The organism is Streptomyces sp. NPDC007905 (assembly GCF_042959345.1).
Lineage (GTDB): Bacteria > Actinomycetota > Actinomycetes > Streptomycetales > Streptomycetaceae > Streptomyces.
Genome location: NZ_JBIBKS010000020.1, coordinates 105,414 through 123,828, shown reverse-complemented (window position 1 = coordinate 123,828; position 18,415 = coordinate 105,414). Strand labels below are relative to the sequence as shown.

At 70.5% G+C, this 18,415-nt stretch carries 15 protein-coding genes and 1 pseudogene; 9 read left to right on the top strand and 7 right to left on the bottom strand.

Going from position 1 to position 18,415, the window contains the following annotated elements; translation table 11 throughout:
- Positions 1–33: 33 nt before the first annotated feature.
- Positions 34–321: a YggT family protein gene (locus tag ACFZDC_RS31010; RefSeq protein ID WP_391329097.1), complete on the top strand. Its 288-nt coding sequence runs from the start codon at positions 34–36 to the stop codon at positions 319–321.
- A gap of 55 nt (positions 322–376) precedes the next feature.
- Positions 377–1,543, top strand: a complete 1,167-nt coding sequence (locus ACFZDC_RS31005) for a DivIVA domain-containing protein (RefSeq protein WP_391329096.1) — start codon at positions 377–379, stop codon at positions 1,541–1,543.
- Between the two features lie 371 nt (positions 1,544–1,914).
- Here the strand turns inward: ACFZDC_RS31005 and ileS are convergent, their stop codons facing one another.
- On the bottom strand, positions 1,915–5,058 hold the full coding sequence (ileS, locus tag ACFZDC_RS31000) for an isoleucine--tRNA ligase (RefSeq protein ID WP_391329095.1): 3,144 nt from the start codon (positions 5,056–5,058) through the stop codon (positions 1,915–1,917).
- A 605-nt stretch (positions 5,059–5,663) separates the two neighbouring features.
- Here ileS and ACFZDC_RS30995 point away from each other — a divergent pair.
- From ACFZDC_RS30995 to ACFZDC_RS30970, 6 genes and pseudogenes are all read left to right on the top strand, one after another.
- The gene (locus ACFZDC_RS30995; protein ID WP_391329094.1) at positions 5,664–7,004 is read left to right on the top strand and encodes a TraR/DksA C4-type zinc finger protein; all 1,341 of its coding nucleotides are present in this window, start codon (positions 5,664–5,666) and stop codon (positions 7,002–7,004) included.
- A gap of 67 nt (positions 7,005–7,071) precedes the next feature.
- Positions 7,072–7,695, top strand: coding sequence for a signal peptidase II (gene lspA / locus ACFZDC_RS30990; RefSeq protein WP_391329093.1), 624 nt, complete (start codon positions 7,072–7,074; stop codon positions 7,693–7,695).
- Positions 7,696–7,764: 69 nt separating this feature from the next.
- A complete protein-coding gene (locus tag ACFZDC_RS30985; RefSeq protein ID WP_391329092.1) occupies positions 7,765–8,709 on the top strand; it encodes an RluA family pseudouridine synthase in 945 nt (314 codons plus the stop codon).
- The gene (locus tag ACFZDC_RS30980; RefSeq protein ID WP_391329091.1) at positions 8,706–9,173 is read left to right on the top strand and encodes a GNAT family N-acetyltransferase; all 468 of its coding nucleotides are present in this window, start codon (positions 8,706–8,708) and stop codon (positions 9,171–9,173) included. Before ACFZDC_RS30985 ends, ACFZDC_RS30980 begins: the two co-directional genes overlap by 4 nt.
- Before the next feature lie 85 nt (positions 9,174–9,258).
- The gene (locus ACFZDC_RS30975; protein WP_391329090.1) at positions 9,259–10,845 is read left to right on the top strand and encodes a Na+/H+ antiporter; all 1,587 of its coding nucleotides are present in this window, start codon (positions 9,259–9,261) and stop codon (positions 10,843–10,845) included.
- A gap of 209 nt (positions 10,846–11,054) precedes the next feature.
- A pseudogene (locus ACFZDC_RS30970) lies at positions 11,055–11,219 on the top strand (oxidoreductase); the annotation flags it as partial.
- A gap of 31 nt (positions 11,220–11,250) precedes the next feature.
- Here the strand turns inward: ACFZDC_RS30970 and ACFZDC_RS30965 are convergent.
- Positions 11,251–12,357 (bottom strand): mechanosensitive ion channel domain-containing protein, encoded by a 1,107-nt coding sequence (locus ACFZDC_RS30965; protein WP_391329089.1) that lies wholly within the window; start codon positions 12,355–12,357, stop codon positions 11,251–11,253.
- A 106-nt stretch (positions 12,358–12,463) separates the two neighbouring features.
- Here ACFZDC_RS30965 and ACFZDC_RS30960 point away from each other — a divergent pair, with 106 nt between their 5' ends.
- Positions 12,464–13,042: a dienelactone hydrolase family protein gene (locus ACFZDC_RS30960; protein ID WP_391329088.1), complete on the top strand. Its 579-nt coding sequence runs from the start codon at positions 12,464–12,466 to the stop codon at positions 13,040–13,042.
- A gap of 75 nt (positions 13,043–13,117) precedes the next feature.
- Here the strand turns inward: ACFZDC_RS30960 and ACFZDC_RS30955 are convergent, their stop codons facing one another.
- From ACFZDC_RS30955 to ACFZDC_RS30935, 5 genes are all read right to left on the bottom strand, one after another.
- Entirely contained in the window at positions 13,118–13,468 is a 351-nt protein-coding gene (locus tag ACFZDC_RS30955; RefSeq protein ID WP_317442836.1) for a hypothetical protein, read from the bottom strand.
- Between the two features lie 128 nt (positions 13,469–13,596).
- Positions 13,597–15,267, bottom strand: a complete 1,671-nt coding sequence (locus ACFZDC_RS30950; RefSeq protein ID WP_391329087.1) for an alkaline phosphatase D family protein — start codon at positions 15,265–15,267, stop codon at positions 13,597–13,599.
- A gap of 93 nt (positions 15,268–15,360) precedes the next feature.
- A complete protein-coding gene (locus ACFZDC_RS30945) occupies positions 15,361–16,176 on the bottom strand; it encodes a thioredoxin domain-containing protein (protein ID WP_391329086.1) in 816 nt (271 codons plus the stop codon).
- A 66-nt stretch (positions 16,177–16,242) separates the two neighbouring features.
- Positions 16,243–16,926 (bottom strand): hypothetical protein, encoded by a 684-nt coding sequence (locus ACFZDC_RS30940; protein WP_391329085.1) that lies wholly within the window; start codon positions 16,924–16,926, stop codon positions 16,243–16,245.
- 84 nt (positions 16,927–17,010) lie between these two features.
- The gene (locus tag ACFZDC_RS30935; protein WP_391329084.1) at positions 17,011–18,336 is read right to left on the bottom strand and encodes a DUF2252 family protein; all 1,326 of its coding nucleotides are present in this window, start codon (positions 18,334–18,336) and stop codon (positions 17,011–17,013) included.
- Positions 18,337–18,415 lie beyond the last annotated feature (79 nt).

Below are 18,415 nucleotides of genomic sequence, written 5' to 3'. Positions count from 1 at the left end.
AAGCACGGAACAGGGGAGAGGGAAAGTCAGGCCATGAGCGTGTTCGCGCAGGTGATCTACATCGCGCTGATGGTGTTCCTCGTCGTGCTCATTTTCCGGTTGGTCATGGACTACGTCTTCCAGTTCGCCCGCTCGTGGCAACCCGGCAAGGCGATGGTGGTCGTCCTGGAGGCCACCTACACTGTCACCGATCCACCGCTGAAGCTTCTGCGGCGGTTCATCCCGCCGCTGCGTCTCGGGGGCGTGGCGCTCGACCTGTCCTTCTTCGTACTGATGATCATCGTCTACATCCTCATCTCCGTTGCGCAGAGCTTCCTGTGATGAGAGTGGACGATACGGTCTTGCCGACTGCCGATGACTACGTTGAGGTGAAGAGATGCCGTTGACCCCCGAGGACGTGCGGAACAAGCAGTTCACGACCGTCCGCCTCCGAGAAGGCTATGACGAGGATGAGGTCGATGCCTTCCTCGACGAGGTCGAAGCCGAACTGACCCGTCTGCTCCGCGAGAACGAGGACCTGCGCGCCAAGCTGGCCGCGGCCACGCGCGCTGCTGCCCAGAACCAGCAGAACATGCGCAAGCCTCCGGAGCAGGACCAGCAGCATCCTCAGCAGCAGGGCATGCGAGGTCCCGGCGCTCCGGTGCCCGCCGGCATATCGGGCCCGCCGCAGCAGCAGATGGGTGGCCCCATGGGTGGGCCGCCCCAGCTGCCGAGCGGTGCCCCGCAGCTGCCTGCCGGCCCCAGCGGCCAGGGCGGCCCGCAGGGTCCCGGCCCGATGGGCCAGGGTCCGATGGGCCAGGGTCCGATGGGCCAGGGCCACATGGGTCAGGGTCCGATGGGCCAGGGCCACATGGGTCAGGGCCACATGGGCGGTCAGCCGCCCATGCAGCAGCAGATGGGCGGCCCCATGGGCGGTCCGATGGGCGGCCCCGGTCAGGGCCCCGGCGGCGACAGCGCCGCCCGTGTCCTCTCGCTGGCCCAGCAGACCGCCGACCAGGCGATCGCCGAGGCCCGCTCCGAGGCCAACAAGATCGTCGGCGAGGCCCGCAGCCGCGCCGAGGGTCTGGAGCGTGACGCCCGTGCCAAGGCCGACGCGCTGGAGCGGGACGCGCAGGAGAAGCACCGCGTCGCCATGGGCTCCCTGGAGTCCGCGCGCGCCACGCTGGAGCGCAAGGTCGAGGACCTGCGTGGCTTCGAGCGCGAGTACCGCACGCGTCTGAAGTCGTACCTCGAGTCCCAGCTGCGTCAGCTGGAGACCCAGGCCGACGACTCGCTGGCTCCGCCGCGCACTCCGGCCACCGCGTCCCTCCCGCCGTCCCCGGCGCCCTCCATGGCCCCGGCCGGCGCGAGTGCCCCGTCCTACGGCGGCAATCAGACGATGGGCGGGTCCTCCGGGCCCTCGGGCCCGTCCTACGGCGGCCAGCAGCAGATGACCCCCGCGATGACCCAGCCCATGGCTCCGGTTCGTCCGCAGGGTCCGTCTCCGATGGGTCAGGCGCCCTCGCCGATGCGTGGGTTCCTGATCGACGAGGACGACAACTGACGGGGCGCGGGCACTAGTACGACAACGGCGTCGGCAGCGTTCAGGGCGGGACCCCGGACTTCGGTCCGGGGTCCCGCCCTTTTTACGCGCGTTGAGGGGGGTGTCGGTGCCGGCTGCGAGGAGCACCCCAGGGGCGCGGGAGCATCTGAGGGGCGCGGGAGTATCTGAGGGGCGCTGGAGCATCGAGAAAGGGCGCGGAGCGCCTGAAGGGGCGCAGGAGCATCTGAAACGGCCCGGGAGCACCTGAACGGGCGCGGCGCGGGAGTACTTGAGGACGCGGGGAACCGTGCACGGCAACCGCTTCGACCGGCACTCATGAGAAGGGCCCGGCCCCCCGCGGGGAGACCGGACCCTTGCCGGAAGGCCGGCGCTTACGCCTTGCGCAGCCGGAACGTCAGCGACAGACCCTCGTCCGTGAACGGCTCGCCGTAGGTGTCGTCCGCCTCGCCCTGGCCGAAGTCGGGTGACAGGACCTCCTCGGCGATCAGTCCGGCGTGCTCGTTCAGGGCCGCGACGACCGCCGGGTCCGTGGAGGTCCAGCGCAGGGCGATCCGGTCGGCGACGTCGAGGCCGCTGTTCTTGCGGGCCTCCTGGATCAGCCGGATCGCGTCACGGGCCAGGCCCGCCTGCCGCAGCTCCTCCGTGATCTCCAGGTCCAGCGCCACCGTGGCACCGGAGTCGGAGGCCACCGACCAGCCCTCACGCGGGGTCTCGGTGATGATCACCTCGTCGGGAGCCAGGGTGACCGTCTCGCCGTCCACCTCCACGGACGCCGTGCCCTCGCGCAGGGCCAGGGACAGCGCGGCCGCGTCGGCGGCGGCGACGGCCTTCGCCACGTCCTGCACTCGCTTGCCGAACCGCTTGCCCAGGGCGCGGAAGTTGGCCTTCGCCGTGGTGTCCACGAGTGAGCCGCCGACCTCGGACAGCGACGCCAGCGAGGAGACGTTCAGCTCCTCGGTGATCTGAACGTGCAGCTCGGGGTGCAGGGCCTCGAAGCCGGTCGCGGCGATCAGTGCCCGGGACAGCGGCTGACGCGTCTTGACGCCCGACTCCGCGCGCGTGGCACGGCCCAGTTCCACCAGCCGGCGGACCAGGACCATCTGCTTCGACAGCTCCGGGTCGATCGCGGAGAGGTCCGCCTCGGGCCAGGGGGCCAGATGCACGGACTCCGGGGCGCCCGGGGCCACCGGCACGACCAGGTCCTGCCACACCCGCTCGGTGATGAACGGGGTGATCGGGGCCATCAGCTTCGTGACCGTCTCCAGCACCTCGTGCAGCGTGCGCAACGCGGCCTTGTCGCCCTGCCAGAAGCGGCGGCGCGAGCGGCGGACGTACCAGTTGGACAGGTCGTCGACGAACGCGGACAGCAGCTTGCCGGCGCGCTGGGTGTCGTACGCCTCCAGGGCCTGGGTCACCTGGTCGGTCAGTGCGTGGAGTTCGGACAGCAGCCAGCGGTCCAGCACGGGGCGCTCCGCCGGGGCCGGGTCCGCCGCCGAGGGCGCCCAGCTCGACGTACGGGCGTACAGCGCCTGGAAGGCCACCGTGTTCCAGTACGTCAGCAGCGTCTTGCGGACGACCTCCTGGATGGTGCCGTGGCCGACCCGGCGGGCCGCCCACGGGGAGCCACCGGCCGCCATGAACCAGCGCACCGCGTCCGCGCCGTGCTGATCCATCAGCGGGATCGGCTGCAGGATGTTGCCCAGATGCTTGGACATCTTGCGGCCGTCCTCGGCCAGGATGTGGCCGAGGCACACGACGTTCTCGTACGACGACTTGTCGAACACCAGGGTGCCGACCGCCATCAGCGTGTAGAACCAGCCGCGGGTCTGGTCGATCGCCTCGGAGATGAACTGGGCCGGGTACCGGCTCTCGAACAGCTCCTTGTTCTTGTACGGGTAGCCCCACTGCGCGAACGGCATCGACCCCGAGTCGTACCAGGCGTCGATGACCTCCGGTACGCGCGTGGCCGTCTTCCCGCAGCCGTCGTGGCGGCAGGCGAAGGTGACCTCGTCGATGTACGGGCGGTGCGGGTCGAGGCCCGACTGGTCGGTGCCGGTCAGCTCGGTCAGCTCCGCGCGGGAGCCGACACAGGTGAGGTGGTCGTCCTCGCAGCGCCAGATCGGCAGCGGGGTGCCCCAGTAGCGGTTGCGGGACAGCGCCCAGTCGATGTTGTTGTTCAGCCAGTCGCCGTACCGGCCGTGCTTGACCGTCTCCGGGAACCAGTTGGTCCTCTCGTTCTCCTGGATCAGGCGGTCCTTGATCGCTGTGGTGCGGATGTACCAGGAGGGCTGCGCGTAGTACAGCAGCGCGGTGTGGCAGCGCCAGCAGTGCGGGTAGCTGTGCTCGTACGGGATGTGCTTGAAGAGCAGACCGCGCTGCTGGAGGTCCTCGGTGAGCTTTTCGTCCGCCTTCTTGAAGAAGACGCCGCCGACCAGCGGGACGTCCTCCTCGAAGGTGCCGTCCGGGCGGACCGGGTTCACCACCGGCAGGCCGTAGGCGCGGCAGACCCTGAGGTCGTCCTCACCGAAGGCGGGGGACTGGTGGACCAGACCCGTACCGTCCTCGGTCGTGACGTACTCGGCGTTCACCACGTAGTGCGCCGGCTCCGGGAACTCCACGAGCTCGAACGGACGTTGGTACGTCCAGCGCTCCATCTCGGCGCCGGTGAAGGTCTGGCCGGTGCTCTCCCAGCCCTCGCCGAGCGCCTTGGCGAGAAGCGGCTCGGCGACGACCAGCTTCTCCTCGCCGTTGGTCGCGACGACGTAGGTGACCTCCGGGTGCGCGGCGACCGCCGTGTTGGACACCAGGGTCCAGGGGGTCGTCGTCCACACCAGGAGCGCGGCGTCGCCGGCGAGGGGACCGGAGGTGAGCGGGAAACGGACGTACACGGACGGGTCCACGACCGTCTCGTAGCCCTGCGCCAGCTCGTGGTCGGACAGGCCGGTGCCGCAGCGCGGGCACCACGGGGCGACACGGTGGTCCTGGACCAGGAGGCCCTTGCCGAAGATCTCCTTCAGCGACCACCAGACCGATTCGACGTACTCGGGGTCCATGGTGCGGTAGGCGTCGTCCAGGTCGACCCAGTAGCCCATGCGGGTCGTCAGCTCGGCGAAGGCGTCGGTGTGCCGGGTCACGGACTCGCGGCACTTGGCGTTGAACTCGGCGATGCCGTAGGCCTCGATGTCCTGCTTGCCGGAGAAGCCCAGCTCCTTCTCGACCGCGAGCTCCACGGGCAGGCCGTGGCAGTCCCAGCCGGCCTTGCGGGCCACGTGGTAGCCGCGCATGGTGCGGAAGCGGGGGAAGACGTCCTTGAAGACGCGCGCCTCGATATGGTGGGCGCCGGGCATGCCGTTGGCGGTGGGCGGGCCCTCGTAGAACACCCACTCGGGGCGGCCCTCGGACTGCTCCAGGCTCTTGGCGAAGATCTTCTGGTCGCGCCAGAAGTCGAGCACGGCGTGCTCAAGCGCGGGCAGGTCGACCTGGGCGGGCACCTGGCGGTACGTCGGCGCTGTCATCTGCGAGCATCCTCCAACGGACTTGCTGCCTTCCGTCGGAGGGACGAGAGCCTTCTTTCCGTCTACGCCGTGTGCGGCGCGCTCCCGCGGTACCACCCTCCTTGGCCCCCCGTCGCGCCGTACGCGCCGGTGAGCCCCCTCATTGGGGTCGCGAAACCGGTTCTACTCGCCGCGGCGGGTCCTCCACGGCTTTCTTCCGGCGGCTCCGGGGTGATCTTCACGTCGCGCTCGCCCCCGGGCTCACACCGTCCCCGGGTCGCTCTGGGCTGCGTACGCCGCTACTCGTCCCCATCCACGCTTTCCGCTTCGCCCAGTGTACGGCGCCGCGCGGACAGCGGCCGACCGCTTTTCGGGTCTGCGGGGGCGCACGGCCGGGGAAGGTGCGGGATGACCCGAATGGCGAGGGGTACGGCTGCCCGGATCCGGGCACGCCCGGCTCGGCGGATTACCCGGCGGGGAGCTGGGCACAACGGATGCAGGTCCGCTGCGCGGGGGGTGCGGGCGGGCGAATCGGGCGGTGTGCCCCGTTGCCGCGGGACTCAAGTCGATTTATCGTCCCAGCACGATTCGCGTGCAAGATCACAATATGTGAAGGGGTCGCGGCCATGGTGGCGAAGAAGACCGCCGTACAGCAGCCGGCGACCGGCCGCTCCAGGGGCACGGACGCCTCCGGCGGTGCGGCTGCCTCCGGTGGCGAGCCCAAGGGCGCCGGCGGCAGGAAGAGCACGCGCGCGGGCACCGCGTCGGCGGGCCGGGCAGGGCCGGTGAAGACGGTCCGGGCGCCGGCCGGCAGGGCGGCGCGAGGAGACGGACCTGCGGGCAGGACGGCCGCTGAGGTGACCAAGAAGCCGCCCGGCGGGGAGCCGGCCGCTGCCATGACGAAAGCGGTCGAGGGGGAGGAGAGCGGTCGGAAGAGGGGTATTACTGCGGGGGCCGGGAAGAAGACGGCGGTCAAGGGGGACGGGAAGAAGACGGCGGCCAAGGACACCGGCGCGAAGCCTTCCGCCAGGAAGGCGGCGGCCGAGGCGGCGACGGCGAAGAAGGCGCCGGCCAGGAAAACTGCGGCTACGAAGGCGACGGCGAAGAAGACGACGGCGAAGAGGACGACGGTCAAGAAGGCCACGGCCACGACGGAGACGGCCGCGACAGCGGTGGTCGAGAAGGCAGTGGCGAAAGAGGCGGCCGCCAAGGAGAGGGCTGCCCGGAAGAAGACGGCCGCAGAGAAGACGACCACCACGAAGACCGGCGTCAGGGAGGCTGCGGTGAAGGCGACGGCCGACGGGAAGCAGGCCGGGAAGGCGGCCACCAAGAGGACGGCCTCCCAGGAGACGGCTGCCGGGAAGGCGGGCGGGAAGAAGGCCGGCACGGAGAAGGCGGTCGCCGAGGACGTCTCCACGGGGGCGGCCGAGAAGAGCACGGCCAAGAAAGCGGGCGCGGCGCGGGCCGCGAAGCAGACGGGAGCCACGACAGTGGTTGCGAAGAAGACTCCTGGAACGGCCACGGCGGAGCAGAGCGGCGTCCCCAAGGCACGGGTCGCCGCGGCGGAGCCCGGCGAGTTGGCGGTGCGCCCCGGCGAGGACCCCTGGACCCCGGAGGAGGTCGCCGAGGCCCGGGCCGAGTTGCTGTCCGAGGGGGAGCGGCTGCGGACCGAGATCAGCTCCTCCGAGGCCTCCCTCGTGGGCCTGATGCGGGACTCCGGGGACGGCGCGGGCGACGACCAGGCCGACACCGGCACCAAGAACATCACGCGCGAGCACGAGATGGCGCTGGCCGCCAACGCGCGCGAGATGCTCATCCAGACCGAGCGCGCCCTGGAACGGCTCGACGCGGGCACCTACGGCCTGTGCGAGAGCTGCGGCAACCCCATCGGCAAGGCCCGTATGCAGGCCTTCCCCCGGGCCACCCTGTGCGTGGAGTGCAAGCAGAAGCAGGAACGCCGCTCCTGAGCACGAGGGTCCGCCGGGGTGTGCCGTAGTCTCGTCCTCAGTCAGGCACCTAGGTTGAAGGACTCACGTGGCAGAGGCGGAGCGCATCATCGGTACGCCGGACACCCCGGACGACAGCGGCGAGCAGACGGCGGCCGGAGCGCCCGCCGGGCCGGGCGTGTCCGGCGCGGGCGAGCAGGAGACGCCGGCGCGGCAGCGGACCGGACGCGCGCGCCGGATCGCCGTCCTGTTCGCGGTGGCCGCGTTCGCCTACGCCCTCGACCTGGTCAGCAAGATGCTCGTGGTCGCGAAGCTGGAGCACCACGAGCCGATCCAGGTGATCGGGGACCTGCTGGAGCTGCACGCCATCCGCAACCCCGGCGCGGCCTTCGGCTTCGGCGCGGCCTTCACGGTCATCTTCACGCTGATCGCGGCCGCCGTGATCGTGGTGATCATCCGCCTGGCGCGCAAGCTCTACAGCTTTCCCTGGGCGATCGCGCTCGGTCTGCTGCTCGGCGGTGCCCTCGGCAACCTCACCGACCGCATCTTCCGGGCGCCCGGGGTCTTCGAGGGCGAGGTCGTCGACTTCATCGCCCCCAAGGGCTTCGCGGTGTTCAACCTGGCCGACTCGGCGATCGTGTGCGGCGGCATCCTGATCGTGCTGCTGTCCTTCCGCGGCCTGGACCCGGACGGCACCGTCCACAAGGACTGAGGCCGGTCCACAGGGCCGTTGTCCACAGGCTCGTTCGGGGCCGTCGTACCCGTCCGGCATACTCGTCGGGTGAGCACGCTTCCCGAGATCCGTACCCTGCCCGTGCCCGACGGCCTGGAGGGCGAGCGCGTCGACGCCGCCATCTCCCGCATGTTCGGCTTCTCCCGCACGAAGGCCGCGGAGCTGGCCGCGGCCGGCAAGGTCCAGGTCGACGGCACCGTGGTCGGCAAGTCCGAGCGGGTGCGCGGCGGCGCCTGGCTCGAGGTCGAGATGCCGCAGGCGCCCGCGCCCGTGCAGGTCGTCGCCGAGCCGGTCGAGGGCATGGAGATCGTGCACGACGACGATGACGTGGTCGTGATCGCCAAGCCGGTCGGCGTGGCAGCGCACCCCTCGCCGGGCTGGAGCGGCCCGACTGTCATCGGCGGCCTCGCCGCCGCCGGGTACCGCATCTCCACCTCCGGCGCCGCCGAGCGCCAGGGCATCGTGCACCGCCTGGACGTCGGCACCTCCGGCCTGATGGTGGTCGCGAAGTCGGAGTACGCGTACACGTCGCTCAAGCGCCAGTTCAAGGAGCGCACCGTCGACAAGCGCTACCACACCCTCGTCCAGGGCCACCCGGACCCGACGAGCGGCACGATCGACGCCCCGATCGGCCGCCACCCCCACCACGACTACAAGTGGGCGGTCACGGCGGACGGCAAGCCCTCCGTGACCCACTACGACCTCATCGAGGCCTTCCGCGCCGCCTCCCTGCTCGACGTGAAGCTGGAGACCGGACGCACCCACCAGATCCGCGTCCACATGGCAGCGCACCGCCATCCCTGCGTCGGTGACCTGACCTACGGCGCCGACCCGACCCTCGCCAAGCGGCTGCACCTGACCCGGCAGTGGCTGCACGCCGTACGGCTCGGCTTCGAGCACCCCGGGGACGGGCAGTGGGTGGAGTTCGCGAGCGACTACCCGGACGACCTGCAAAAGGCCCTCGACCAGGTCCGCGAGGAGACCTACGCGTGAGCACGCCGTACACCGTCCGGATCGCCGAGGACCCGGCCGACCGCGAGGCCTGCTTCGCGGTCCGCAAGGAGGTCTTCGTCGTCGAGCAGGGCGTCCCGCAGGACGTCGAGTACGACGCCTACGACGCCGTCGCCGTGCATGTGCTGGCGGTGCGCGAGGACGGCGTGCCGCTCGGCACCGGGCGCCTGCTGCACGGCGAGGCGGCCGCCGCCAAGACCGGCGGGGACGCCTCGGTGGGCTCCCTGGGGCGGCTCGCCGTCGCCCAGGCGGCGCGCGGGCTGGGCGTCGGTGTGGCCCTCGTGCGGGCCATCGAGGAGGCGGCACGCGCGCGTGACCTGGCTGCGGTGGACCTGCATGCGCAGACCCATGCCCTGGGCTTCTACGAGCGCCTGGGCTACGAGGCGTACGGTCCGGAGTTCCCGGACGCCGGGATCCCGCACCGGGCGATGCGGCGCGTCCTGTAAGCGAGGGCGCCGGAACGGCCGGTGGGCGGGGGCCGTGGCAGGCTGGAGGCCTGCCGTGTGATCGTCGACTCCCGGAGTGCTGGCCGTGGATCAGTTGGCCCTGTTGTTCGTGCTGCTGCTCGGGGCCCTGGTGAGCGTCCCGGTGGGGGACCGGTTCGGACTGCCGGCCCCGGTGCTGATGACCGTGCTCGGCGGGGTCCTGGCGGTGGCCGACTTCGTGCCCAACGTGAGCATCCCGCCCGAGCTGATCCTGCCCGGTCTGTTGCCGCCCCTGCTCTACGCCGCCGTACGGCGGACCTCCTGGCGGCAGTTCGCCGCCAACAAGCGGCCGATCTTCCTGCTGGCCGTCGCCCTGGTGTTCGTGACGACGCTGTGCGTGGCCGCCGTCGCCCACGCGATCGTGCCCGGGCTGCCGATCGCCGCCGCCGTGGCCCTGGGCGCGCTGATCGCCCCGCCCGACCCGGTCGCCGCCACCGCGGTCGCCGGGCAGCTCGGACTGCCGCGCCGACTGGTGTCGATCCTCGAGGGCGAGGGGCTCTTCAACGACGTCACGGCCATCGTGCTGTACCACGTGGCGATCGCCGCCGCTGTGAGCGGTGAGTTCTCGCCCTGGCGTGCCGGTCTGGACCTGGTGCTGTCCGCCGTGGTCGCGGTCGCGATCGGGCTGGCCCTCGGCTGGGGTGCGAACAGGCTGATGGATCTGCTCGGCGATCCGACCCTGCAGATCGGGCTGACCCTGCTGGTGCCGTACGCCTCCTACGTGCTCGCGGAGGAGCTGCACGGCTCCGGGGTGCTCGCCGTGCTCACCACGGCCCTCTTCCTAGCCGAGTACGCGACCGACGCCGACGACGTGATGACCCGGCTCGCCGGGCACACGTTCTGGGACATCATCGACACGCTCGTCACCGGTGTCGCCTTCGGGCTGATCGGGCTCGAACTGCACAACGCGATCAGGACGGCGTCCGGACGCTGGGGCGAACTCCTCGGCTGGGCGGCCGCGATCGTCGGCGTCGTCGTCTTCGTACGGCTGCTGTGGCTGATGCCCGCGACCTGGCTGACCAAGCGGCTGCACGCCCGGCGGGACTACGACGAGGACATCCCGGTGAGCTGGCGGGAGACCGTGGTGATGTGGTGGTCCGGGATGCGCGGGGTGGCGTCGGTGGCACTGGCGCTGGCGATCCCGCTCCGGACCGACGACGGATCCCCGTTCCCCGACCGGGACGAGATCGTTTTCATCGCCTTCGGGGTGATCATCGCCACACTGGTGCTGCAGGGGCTGACCCTGCCCTGGCTGGTGAAGCGGCTCGGGGTGCGGGCCGACTCCGAGCGGGAGAAGGAGTTCGAGAAGGAGCTGGCCCGGCGGGCCGCGAAGGCGGCGAAGCGCAGGCTGCGGGAGATCGAGCAGGTGGAGGACCTGCCCGAGGACCTGTCCGAGCAGATGCTGCGCCGGGCCTTCGACATCGGGATCCGGATCAGTCCGGACATGGGGGAGGAGGAGCGGCGGGAGGCGCAGCATCAGCGGGTGCGGAGGCTGCGGCGGGTGCGGCGGATCCAGGGGGAGATGCTCAGCGCCGCCCGGCACGAGGTGCTGGCGGCGCGGAGCGAACCGGGGGCGGATCCGGAGATCGTGGACCGGGTGCTGAGACATCTGGACGTACGCAGCCTGCGCTGACGCCTACCGGCGGAGGACCGTCATACAAGCAGATCGCTCCTGTGGACAACCCGGAGCACCGGTCGTGGTCCGCCCATACGCTCGCAGCATGACTCGCAACATCGTGATGAGTGGTGGCGGTACGGGAATCGGGCTCGCGGCGGCGCGGGCGTTCGCGGCGGACGGGGACCGGGTGCTGCTGCTCGGGCGGCGCGCGGAGGTGCGACACCATGAACGAGGCGCGGCGGCAGCGGCTCAGCGCCGACACCGTGACGGGCCGTGCCGGTATACCCGCCGACGTGGCCGCCACCCTGCACTGGCCGGCCTCACCCGGCGCCGGGCACATCACCTCCCAGATCATCCAGCTCCATGGCGGCGCCGAGCGGGGGCAGTGACAGCCAGTGACGGACAGCGACGGGGAGCCGGTCAACCCCGGCCCGTGCGCGGGAAGTCGTAGGCCTTGCGGAGCGCCGCGCCGCCGGGAGAGGGGATGCGGTTCGGCGGGAGGACCGCGTCCGCGGTGTTGACGCGGGGCAGGGCGTAGGGGTGCTCGGTGGACAGCCAGGTGATCATCTGCTCGCGGACGGCGACCCGGACCGTCCAGATGTCGTCCGCGTCCTTCGCGGTGACCAGGGCCCGCACCTGGATGGTGCTCGGGGTCGTGTCCGTCACCTGCAGGCCGTAGGCGCGGCCGTCCCAGGCGGGGCACTGGCGCAGGATGTCGCGGAGCTTCTCGCGCATCGCCTCGACCGGCGCGCTGTGGTCGAGATGCCAGTAGACGATGCCCGTCATCTGCGGGGTGCCCCGCGACCAGTTCTCGAACGGTTTGGAGGTGAAGTACGACACCGGCATCGTGATCCGTCGTTCGTCCCAGGTCCGTACCGTCAGGAAGGTCAGGGTGATCTCCTCGACCGTGCCCCACTCGCCGTCCACCACCACCGTGTCGCCGATGCGCACCATGTCGCCGAAGGCGATCTGCAGTCCGGCGAACATGTTGGACAGGGTCGACTGGGCGGCGACACCGGCGACGATGCCGAGGATGCCGGCGGAGGCCAGCAGTGAGGCACCGGCCGCCCGCATCGCCGGGAAGGTCAGCAGCATCGAGGCGACCGCCACCACGATGACGATGGCGGAGACCACCCGCATGATCAGTTCGACCTGCGTGCGGACCCGGCGCACCCGGGCGGTGTCCCGGTGGATGCGCGCGTACCGGCTGTAGGAGGTCTCGACGATCGCCGCGGCGATCCGGATCACCAGCCAGGCGGCGGACCCGATCAGCACCAGGGTCAGCGTCCGGCCGATGCCGACCTGATGCCGCTCCACTAGTTTCGCCTGGTCGTACGACCCTCTGAGGAGGGCGGCGCACAGGACGAGCTGGTAGGGGATGCGGGCGCGCCGCAGCTGGCCCCACAGTGGTGTCTCGTGGTTTCGGTCGTCGGCCTTGCGCAGCAGCCGGTCGGTGGCCCAGCCGATGGCCAGGGTGAGCAGCACCGAGCTGCCGAGCACGATCAAGGGGCGGAGCACGTTCTCCATCCTCCGCACCTAACCGGACTCGCGGGGTCATGAACATGTGTGTTCTCGGCGCGAGTGGGTACGGCCGTGGTTCGGCCCTGTCGGACCGGGCTGGCACCATGGCCTCATGAACATCATGCTCTTTCACTCGACCTACGGGCTCAGGCCCGCGGTGCGCGAGGCCGCGGACCGGCTGCGCGCGGCGGGCCACGAGGTGTGGACGCCGGACCTCTTCGAGGGGCGCACGTTCGACACGGTCGAGGAAGGCATGGGGTTCAAGGAGGAGCTCGGCAAGGAGGAGCTGCTGAAGCGGGCCGTGCTGGCGGCGGCGCCGTACTCGGAGCGCGGCCTGGTGTACGCGGGGTTCTCGCTCGGCGCCTCCGTCGCGCAGACGCTGGCCCTCGGTGACGAGAAAGCGCGCGGTCTGCTGCTTCTGCACGGCACGTCGGACATCGCGCCGAACGCGCGGGTGGACGAGTTGCCGGTGCAGCTGCACGTGGCCGAGCCGGACCCGTTCGAGACGGACGACTGGCTGAACGCCTGGTACCTGCAGATGGGCAGGGCGGGGGCGGATGTGGAGATCTACCGGTACGCGGGGGCCGGGCATCTCTACACCGACCCCGGACTGCCGGACTACGACGAGGAGGCCGCCGAGGCCACCTGGCGGGTGGCGCTCGGCTTCCTCGATGGCCTGGGCCACGTGTGAGTGGGTCAGACCGGCTGTTCAGATCCGACTACCGCTGCTGTGCGCCGACCACTGCTGTTGTGCAGGGGCGGAACCTCAGCCAGGGAAGCACTCCTTGGGTGGGTGTACCAGCGACTCGAAGTGCCCGGAGTACACCCACGTCGTCGGCTTTGAGTTGTACAGCCTGAACCACAGGGCCCCCGAGGGGGTCTTCGTGGTCGAGCACTGTATCTCCAGGGTCGTCTTGAACGGCACTGTGCGGAACTTGTGCGACGAGGAGGTGGGCTGCGCGTAGAGGGGGGCACCGTGGGTGTCCAGCACAGTCAGATTGACGAATGCCGGCGCCGCTGAGGCCTCCTGCGCCTGCGCGGCGCAGGCCAGCCCAGCGAGGGTCATGGCAGCCGCGATCGTCGCGGTCTTCTTCAAGGCACCTTGGGGGGTGGCCACGTGTCTCCTTTTTCAGGTTAGTTGACGAATTATCAACTATGTTTATTGTCGTAGGTATTATCACACTGCATCGATCAACTCACCACTGAATAAGGTGCGTCGGCGCACTCGGCGGTCCGTGGGGCCGCTCACACCGGGTCGTAGGTGCGCTCGATCCTCTGGGTGCCGCTGCGGGTGCGGTAGGAGCGGACCCAGGCGGAGGTGGCGTTCGCCGCCGTGCGGTCGGACAGGACGTAGTAGTCCATCTGCGCGCGGTCGGCGGTGATGTCCAGGACGCCGTAGCCGTGGCGGTCGGTGTCCACCCAGTGGACGTGCCGGTTGGCGGCCCTGATGACCGGCGAGGCGATCGCGGAGACGGTGCCCTCGGGGGCCTTCACGATGTCGTCGAGGTTGTCGGAGGTCACCGAGGTGACCACGAACTCGGTGGCCGCCGACGCCGACAGCGGGTACGTGCCCGCGTCCACCGGCACGTCGTTGGCCCACGCCATGTGGATGTCACCGGTCAGGAAGACGGTGTTGCCGATGGCATGGGAACGCAGGTGGCCCAGCAGCTCGCGGCGGTCGTCGGTGTAGCCGTCCCACTGGTCGGTGTTGGCGGCGATGCCCTCCTGCGGCAACCCGAGCAGCTTGGCGAGCGGCTTGAACAGGTCGGCGGAGAGCGATCCGAAGGAGAACGGCGAGATCATCACCGAGTTGCCGACCAGCCGCCACTTCGTGTCGGAGGCCGACAGGTTCGCCTTCAGCCAGTCGAGCTGGGCGCGGCCGGTGATCGTACGGTCCGGGTCGTCCACCGAGCCGCTCGCCGGCGACGCCTGCTGGGAGCGGAAGGAGCGCAGGTCCAGCAGGGAGAGGTCGGCGAGCTTGCCGAAGCGCAGCCGGCGGTAGGTGGTGCCGGCGAGCGCGGGACGGACCGGCATCCACTCGAAGTAGGCCTGCTTGGCGGCGGCCTGACGGGCCGTCCAGGTGCCCTCGGCGCCCTCGGTGTGGTTGACCGCGCCGCCCGACCAGGCGTTGTCGGCGAACTCGTGGTCGTCCCAGATCGCAATGACCGGTGCCTTCAGGTGCAGCGCCTGCAGGTCGGGGTCCGTCTTGTACTTCGCGTGCCGGATCCGGTAGTCGGCGAGGGTGAGGATCTCGTTCGCGGGGGCGTGCGGACGGATCACGGTGCCGCGGGCCGCGTACTCTCCCGACTTGTACTCGTAGATGTAGTCACCCAGGTGCAGCCACGCGTCGAGGTCGTTGCGGGCCGCGAGGTGGCGGTAGGCGGAGAAGTAGCCCGCCTCCCAGTTGGCGCAGGAGACCACGCCGAAGCGCAGACCGGCGGCAGAGGCCTCCGCCGCCGGCGCGGTGCGGGTGCGCGCCGCCGGGGAGTCCGTGCCGCCGGCCGAGAACCGGAACCAGTAGTCGGTGGCCGGTTCCAGACCGCGTATGTCCGCCTTGACGGTGTGGTCGGAGGCGGCTGTCGCCGTGGTGGAGCCCTGGGCGACGATGCTGGTGAACGCCTTGTCCCTGGCGACGGTCCAGCTCACCTGGGTGTCCGGGCCGACGCCGGAGCCGGGTACGGCGTCGGGGACGGGGGTCACCCGGGTCCACAGCAGGACGCCGTCGGGCAGCGGGTCGCCGGACGCGACGCCGTGCAGGAAGGCGGGGGCCTGGTCGGCGGCGCGTGCAGGAAGGGTGGCGGCGAGCGGGCCGGCCAGCACAGCCGTCGCCGCCGCGGCCTTGACGACCGTACGGCGGCGGGGCGAGGGGGAGTTGAGGGTCTGGTGGGCCTCAGATGATCTGTATCGACTGGTCACGACCGATCAGGTTACTGATCGGTATGCGTGCGAGTGGGCGAACTTCGAAAGTTCGCCCACTCGTCACGCGGAGGGTGGAATTCCCTGTTGGTGTCAGGCCTTGAGAGCCGCATCCACCACCTTGTTGAACTCCTCGGCCGTCCATGGCTGGTTGGGGTCAGAGGTCGTGAGCTTCTTGCCGTCCATCACGAAGCTCGGGGTGCCGGTCACGCCGTCCTTGTTGTCGTCGAAGGTCTTCGACATGGCCATGGCCCAGGCGTCGTAGGTGCCCTTCTTGACCGCGTCCTGGAACTTCGTGTTGTTCTTCAGCGCCGGGACGGTGTCGGCGGCCTTGATGAGGTAGCTGTCGTCCTTGAACTTGTCGGTCTGCTCGTCCGGGTGCCACTTCGCGGAGTACAGCGCGGTCTTGTACTCGAGGAACGCCTCGGGGCTGACGTTGAGCGCCGCGCCGAGGGCGCTCAGCGCGTTCTTGGACCCCACGCCGTTGTCGTGGTTGTCGATGAAGGTGGCACCGATGTACTGGATCTTGAATTTGCCGTCGTCGATGTCCTTCTTCACGGTCGAGCCGACGGTCTGCTCGAACTGGGCGCACACCGGGCAGCGCGGGTCCTCATAGACCTTGAGGGTCTTCTTGGCGCTGTCCTTGCCGATGACGACGGTGGTGCCCTTCGTGCCCGTGGTGTTGGCCGGGGCGACGACCGTGGCGTCCTTGAGGCCCTCCCAGTAGCTGGGCTTGTTGGCCTGGACCACGGCGTAGCCGATGCCGCCGGCCGCGGCCAGCACGGCCACGACCGAGCCGGCCACGATCAGCTGCCGCCTGGCCTTGTCACGCTTGGCCTGCCGCTCGCGCTCCTGGCGCAGCCGCTCCCGGGCCGCCGTCTTCGCCGACTGGCTGTTCCGCTTGCTCATAGTGGTGATCTCCATGTGGGACGCGCACATGTCGTACGCGAGATACGTGTGGGGGACTGGTCGTGCTCAGCCGAATGCCGGTGAGCACGGCGGTCCACGCCGTCCCAGGGAGTGCACGAGGAGCCGGTCGCGGGCGGCCGCCGGCCGGGGTGCCGGGCGCGGCAGCCGACGGACGGGAGACAGCCGTACCGCTTGGGCGGCCGCCGCGAGCGACAGCGGCCGGAAGGTGGTCGCGGTGACCGCGCGAAGCAGCTGGCCCAGGGCCCGCTCGCCCCGGCGCAGCCAGGCGGCGGCCAGCAGACCCACGCACACGTGCGCGGCGAGCAGCAGCCAGGCCGCGGCCGGGCCGGCGTCTGCGAGCAGCCCGCCCGCGTGGCCGCGGCCGCCGGTCACCTGGGCGAGCGGGGTGCCCAGGGCGCCGCCCTGGCACAGCACGTCGAAACCGAAGGTGCGCAACGGTCCGGCCACCGGGCCGCCCGCCCTGCCGTAGCAGGCGTGCTGGCCGGTGGTGAACACCGTGTCCGCGGCCAGCTCCAGCGGGATCAGCAGGGCCGCGATCCGACCGAAGCCGCGCTCGCGGCCCGCCAGCGCGTAGGCGGTGAGGAACACGCCGGTGGCGACCGCGGTCACGGTCGCCGCCGGCAGCGGAGCCCTGGACAGCAGGACGTGCGACGCGGTGCTGAGCGTCACGACGACGGCCGTGAACAGCGCCGCGCGCACGGCTCTGAGGTGGGTCCCGGATATGTCCATAGCGAAAGCAGAGTCTGTCACGTACGCGGGTAAGGGACCCTTAAAAGTAGGGACCCTTAAAGGGTGCCTGTGAGGGTGCGAAGGTTACAGCCCCGGAATCCGGCCGTTGCGGAACAGATCGACGAAGATCTGGTGGTCGGTACGCGCGCGTGCGCCGTAGCGGTGCGCGAAGTCCACCAGCAGGGGCCCGAAGCCCTCCTCGTCGGCCGCGAGCGCCGCGTCGATGGCCCGCTCGGTGGAGAACGGCACCAGGGACTCGCCGGACTGGTCGTCGGCCGCCGCGTGCATGGTGGCGGTGGCCCGGCCCAGGTCGGCGACGACGGCCGCGATCTCCTCCGGGTCGTCGATGTCGCCCCAGCCCAGGTCGACCGCGTAGGGCGAGACCTCGGCGACCAGCTGGCCCGCGCCGTCCAGCTCGGTCCAGCCCAGCCACGGGTCGGCGTGCGCCTGCAGGGCGCGCTGGGAGATCACCGTGCGGTGGCCCTCGTGCTGGAAGTACTCGGCGATCGCCGGGTCCGTGATGTGCCGGGAGACGGCCGGGGTCTGGGCCTGCTTGATGTAGATGACGACGTCGTTCTCCAGGGCGTCGCTGTGGCCCTCCAGGAGGATGTTGTACGACGGTAGGCCCGCCGAGCCGATGCCGATGCCCCGGCGGCCCACGACGTCCTTCACACGGTAGGAGTCGGGGCGGGCCAGCGAGGAGTCCGGCAGCGTCTCCAGGTAGCCGTCGAAGGCGGCCAGCACCTTGTAGCGGGTCGCCGCGTCCAGCTCGAGGGAGCCGCCGCCCGGGGCGAACCGGCGTTCGAAGTCGCGGATCTCGGTCATCGACTCCAGCAGCCCGAAGCGGGTCAGCGAGCGGGCGTCACGCAGGGCGTCCAGCAGCGGACCCTGCGCGGTGTCCAGCGTGAACGGCGGCACCTCGTCGCTCTTGGCACCGGTGGCAAGGGCGTGGATGCGCTCGCGGTAGGCGGCCGCGTAGATCGTCACCAGCTCGGTGATCTGCTCGTCGCTGAGCGCCTTCGCGTACCCGATGAGCGCGATGGAGGCCGAGAAGCGCTTCAGGTCCCAGGTGAAGGGGCCGACGTAGGCCTCGTCGAAGTCGTTGACGTTGAAGACCAGGCGGCCGTTGGAGTCCATGTACGTGCCGAAGTTCTCCGCGTGCAGGTCGCCGTGGATCCACACGCGCGAGGTGCGGTCGTCCAGGTACGGGCCGCCGCGCTTCTCGGCGTCGAGGTCGTGGTAGAAGAGGGCCGCCGTGCCCCGGTAGAACGCGAACGCCGAGGCCGCCATCTTCCGGAACTTCACCCGGAACGCGGCCGGGTCGGCGGCCAGGAGCCGGCCGAAGGCGGTGTCGAAGACGGCGAGGATCTCCTCGCCGCGCTGCTCGTCGTTGAGCTGGGGTACCGACATCGCGGGGTGCCTCCTGGTACAGGACGGGTGGTGCGTGAACGTGCATGAAGGTGGGCGACAGCGTTTCCGCCGTCTTCAA

What these genes read in the sequence shown, in the direction of transcription:
- ACFZDC_RS31010 (WP_391329097.1), top strand. Translation starts at nt 34, where the DNA reads ATGAGCGTGTTCGCGCAGGTGATCTACATCGCGCTGATGGTGTTCCTC.
- ACFZDC_RS31005 (WP_391329096.1), top strand. Translation starts at nt 377, where the DNA reads ATGCCGTTGACCCCCGAGGACGTGCGGAACAAGCAGTTCACGACCGTC.
- ileS (WP_391329095.1), bottom strand. Translation starts at nt 5,058, where the DNA reads ATGACAGCGCCGACGTACCGCCAGGTGCCCGCCCAGGTCGACCTGCCC.
- ACFZDC_RS30995 (WP_391329094.1), top strand. Translation starts at nt 5,664, where the DNA reads ATGGTGGCGAAGAAGACCGCCGTACAGCAGCCGGCGACCGGCCGCTCC.
- ACFZDC_RS30965 (WP_391329089.1), bottom strand. Translation starts at nt 12,357, where the DNA reads ATGGAGAACGTGCTCCGCCCCTTGATCGTGCTCGGCAGCTCGGTGCTG.
- ACFZDC_RS30960 (WP_391329088.1), top strand. Translation starts at nt 12,464, where the DNA reads ATGAACATCATGCTCTTTCACTCGACCTACGGGCTCAGGCCCGCGGTG.
- ACFZDC_RS30945 (WP_391329086.1), bottom strand. Translation starts at nt 16,176, where the DNA reads ATGAGCAAGCGGAACAGCCAGTCGGCGAAGACGGCGGCCCGGGAGCGG.
- ACFZDC_RS30940 (WP_391329085.1), bottom strand. Translation starts at nt 16,926, where the DNA reads ATGGACATATCCGGGACCCACCTCAGAGCCGTGCGCGCGGCGCTGTTC.
- ACFZDC_RS30935 (WP_391329084.1), bottom strand. Translation starts at nt 18,336, where the DNA reads ATGTCGGTACCCCAGCTCAACGACGAGCAGCGCGGCGAGGAGATCCTC.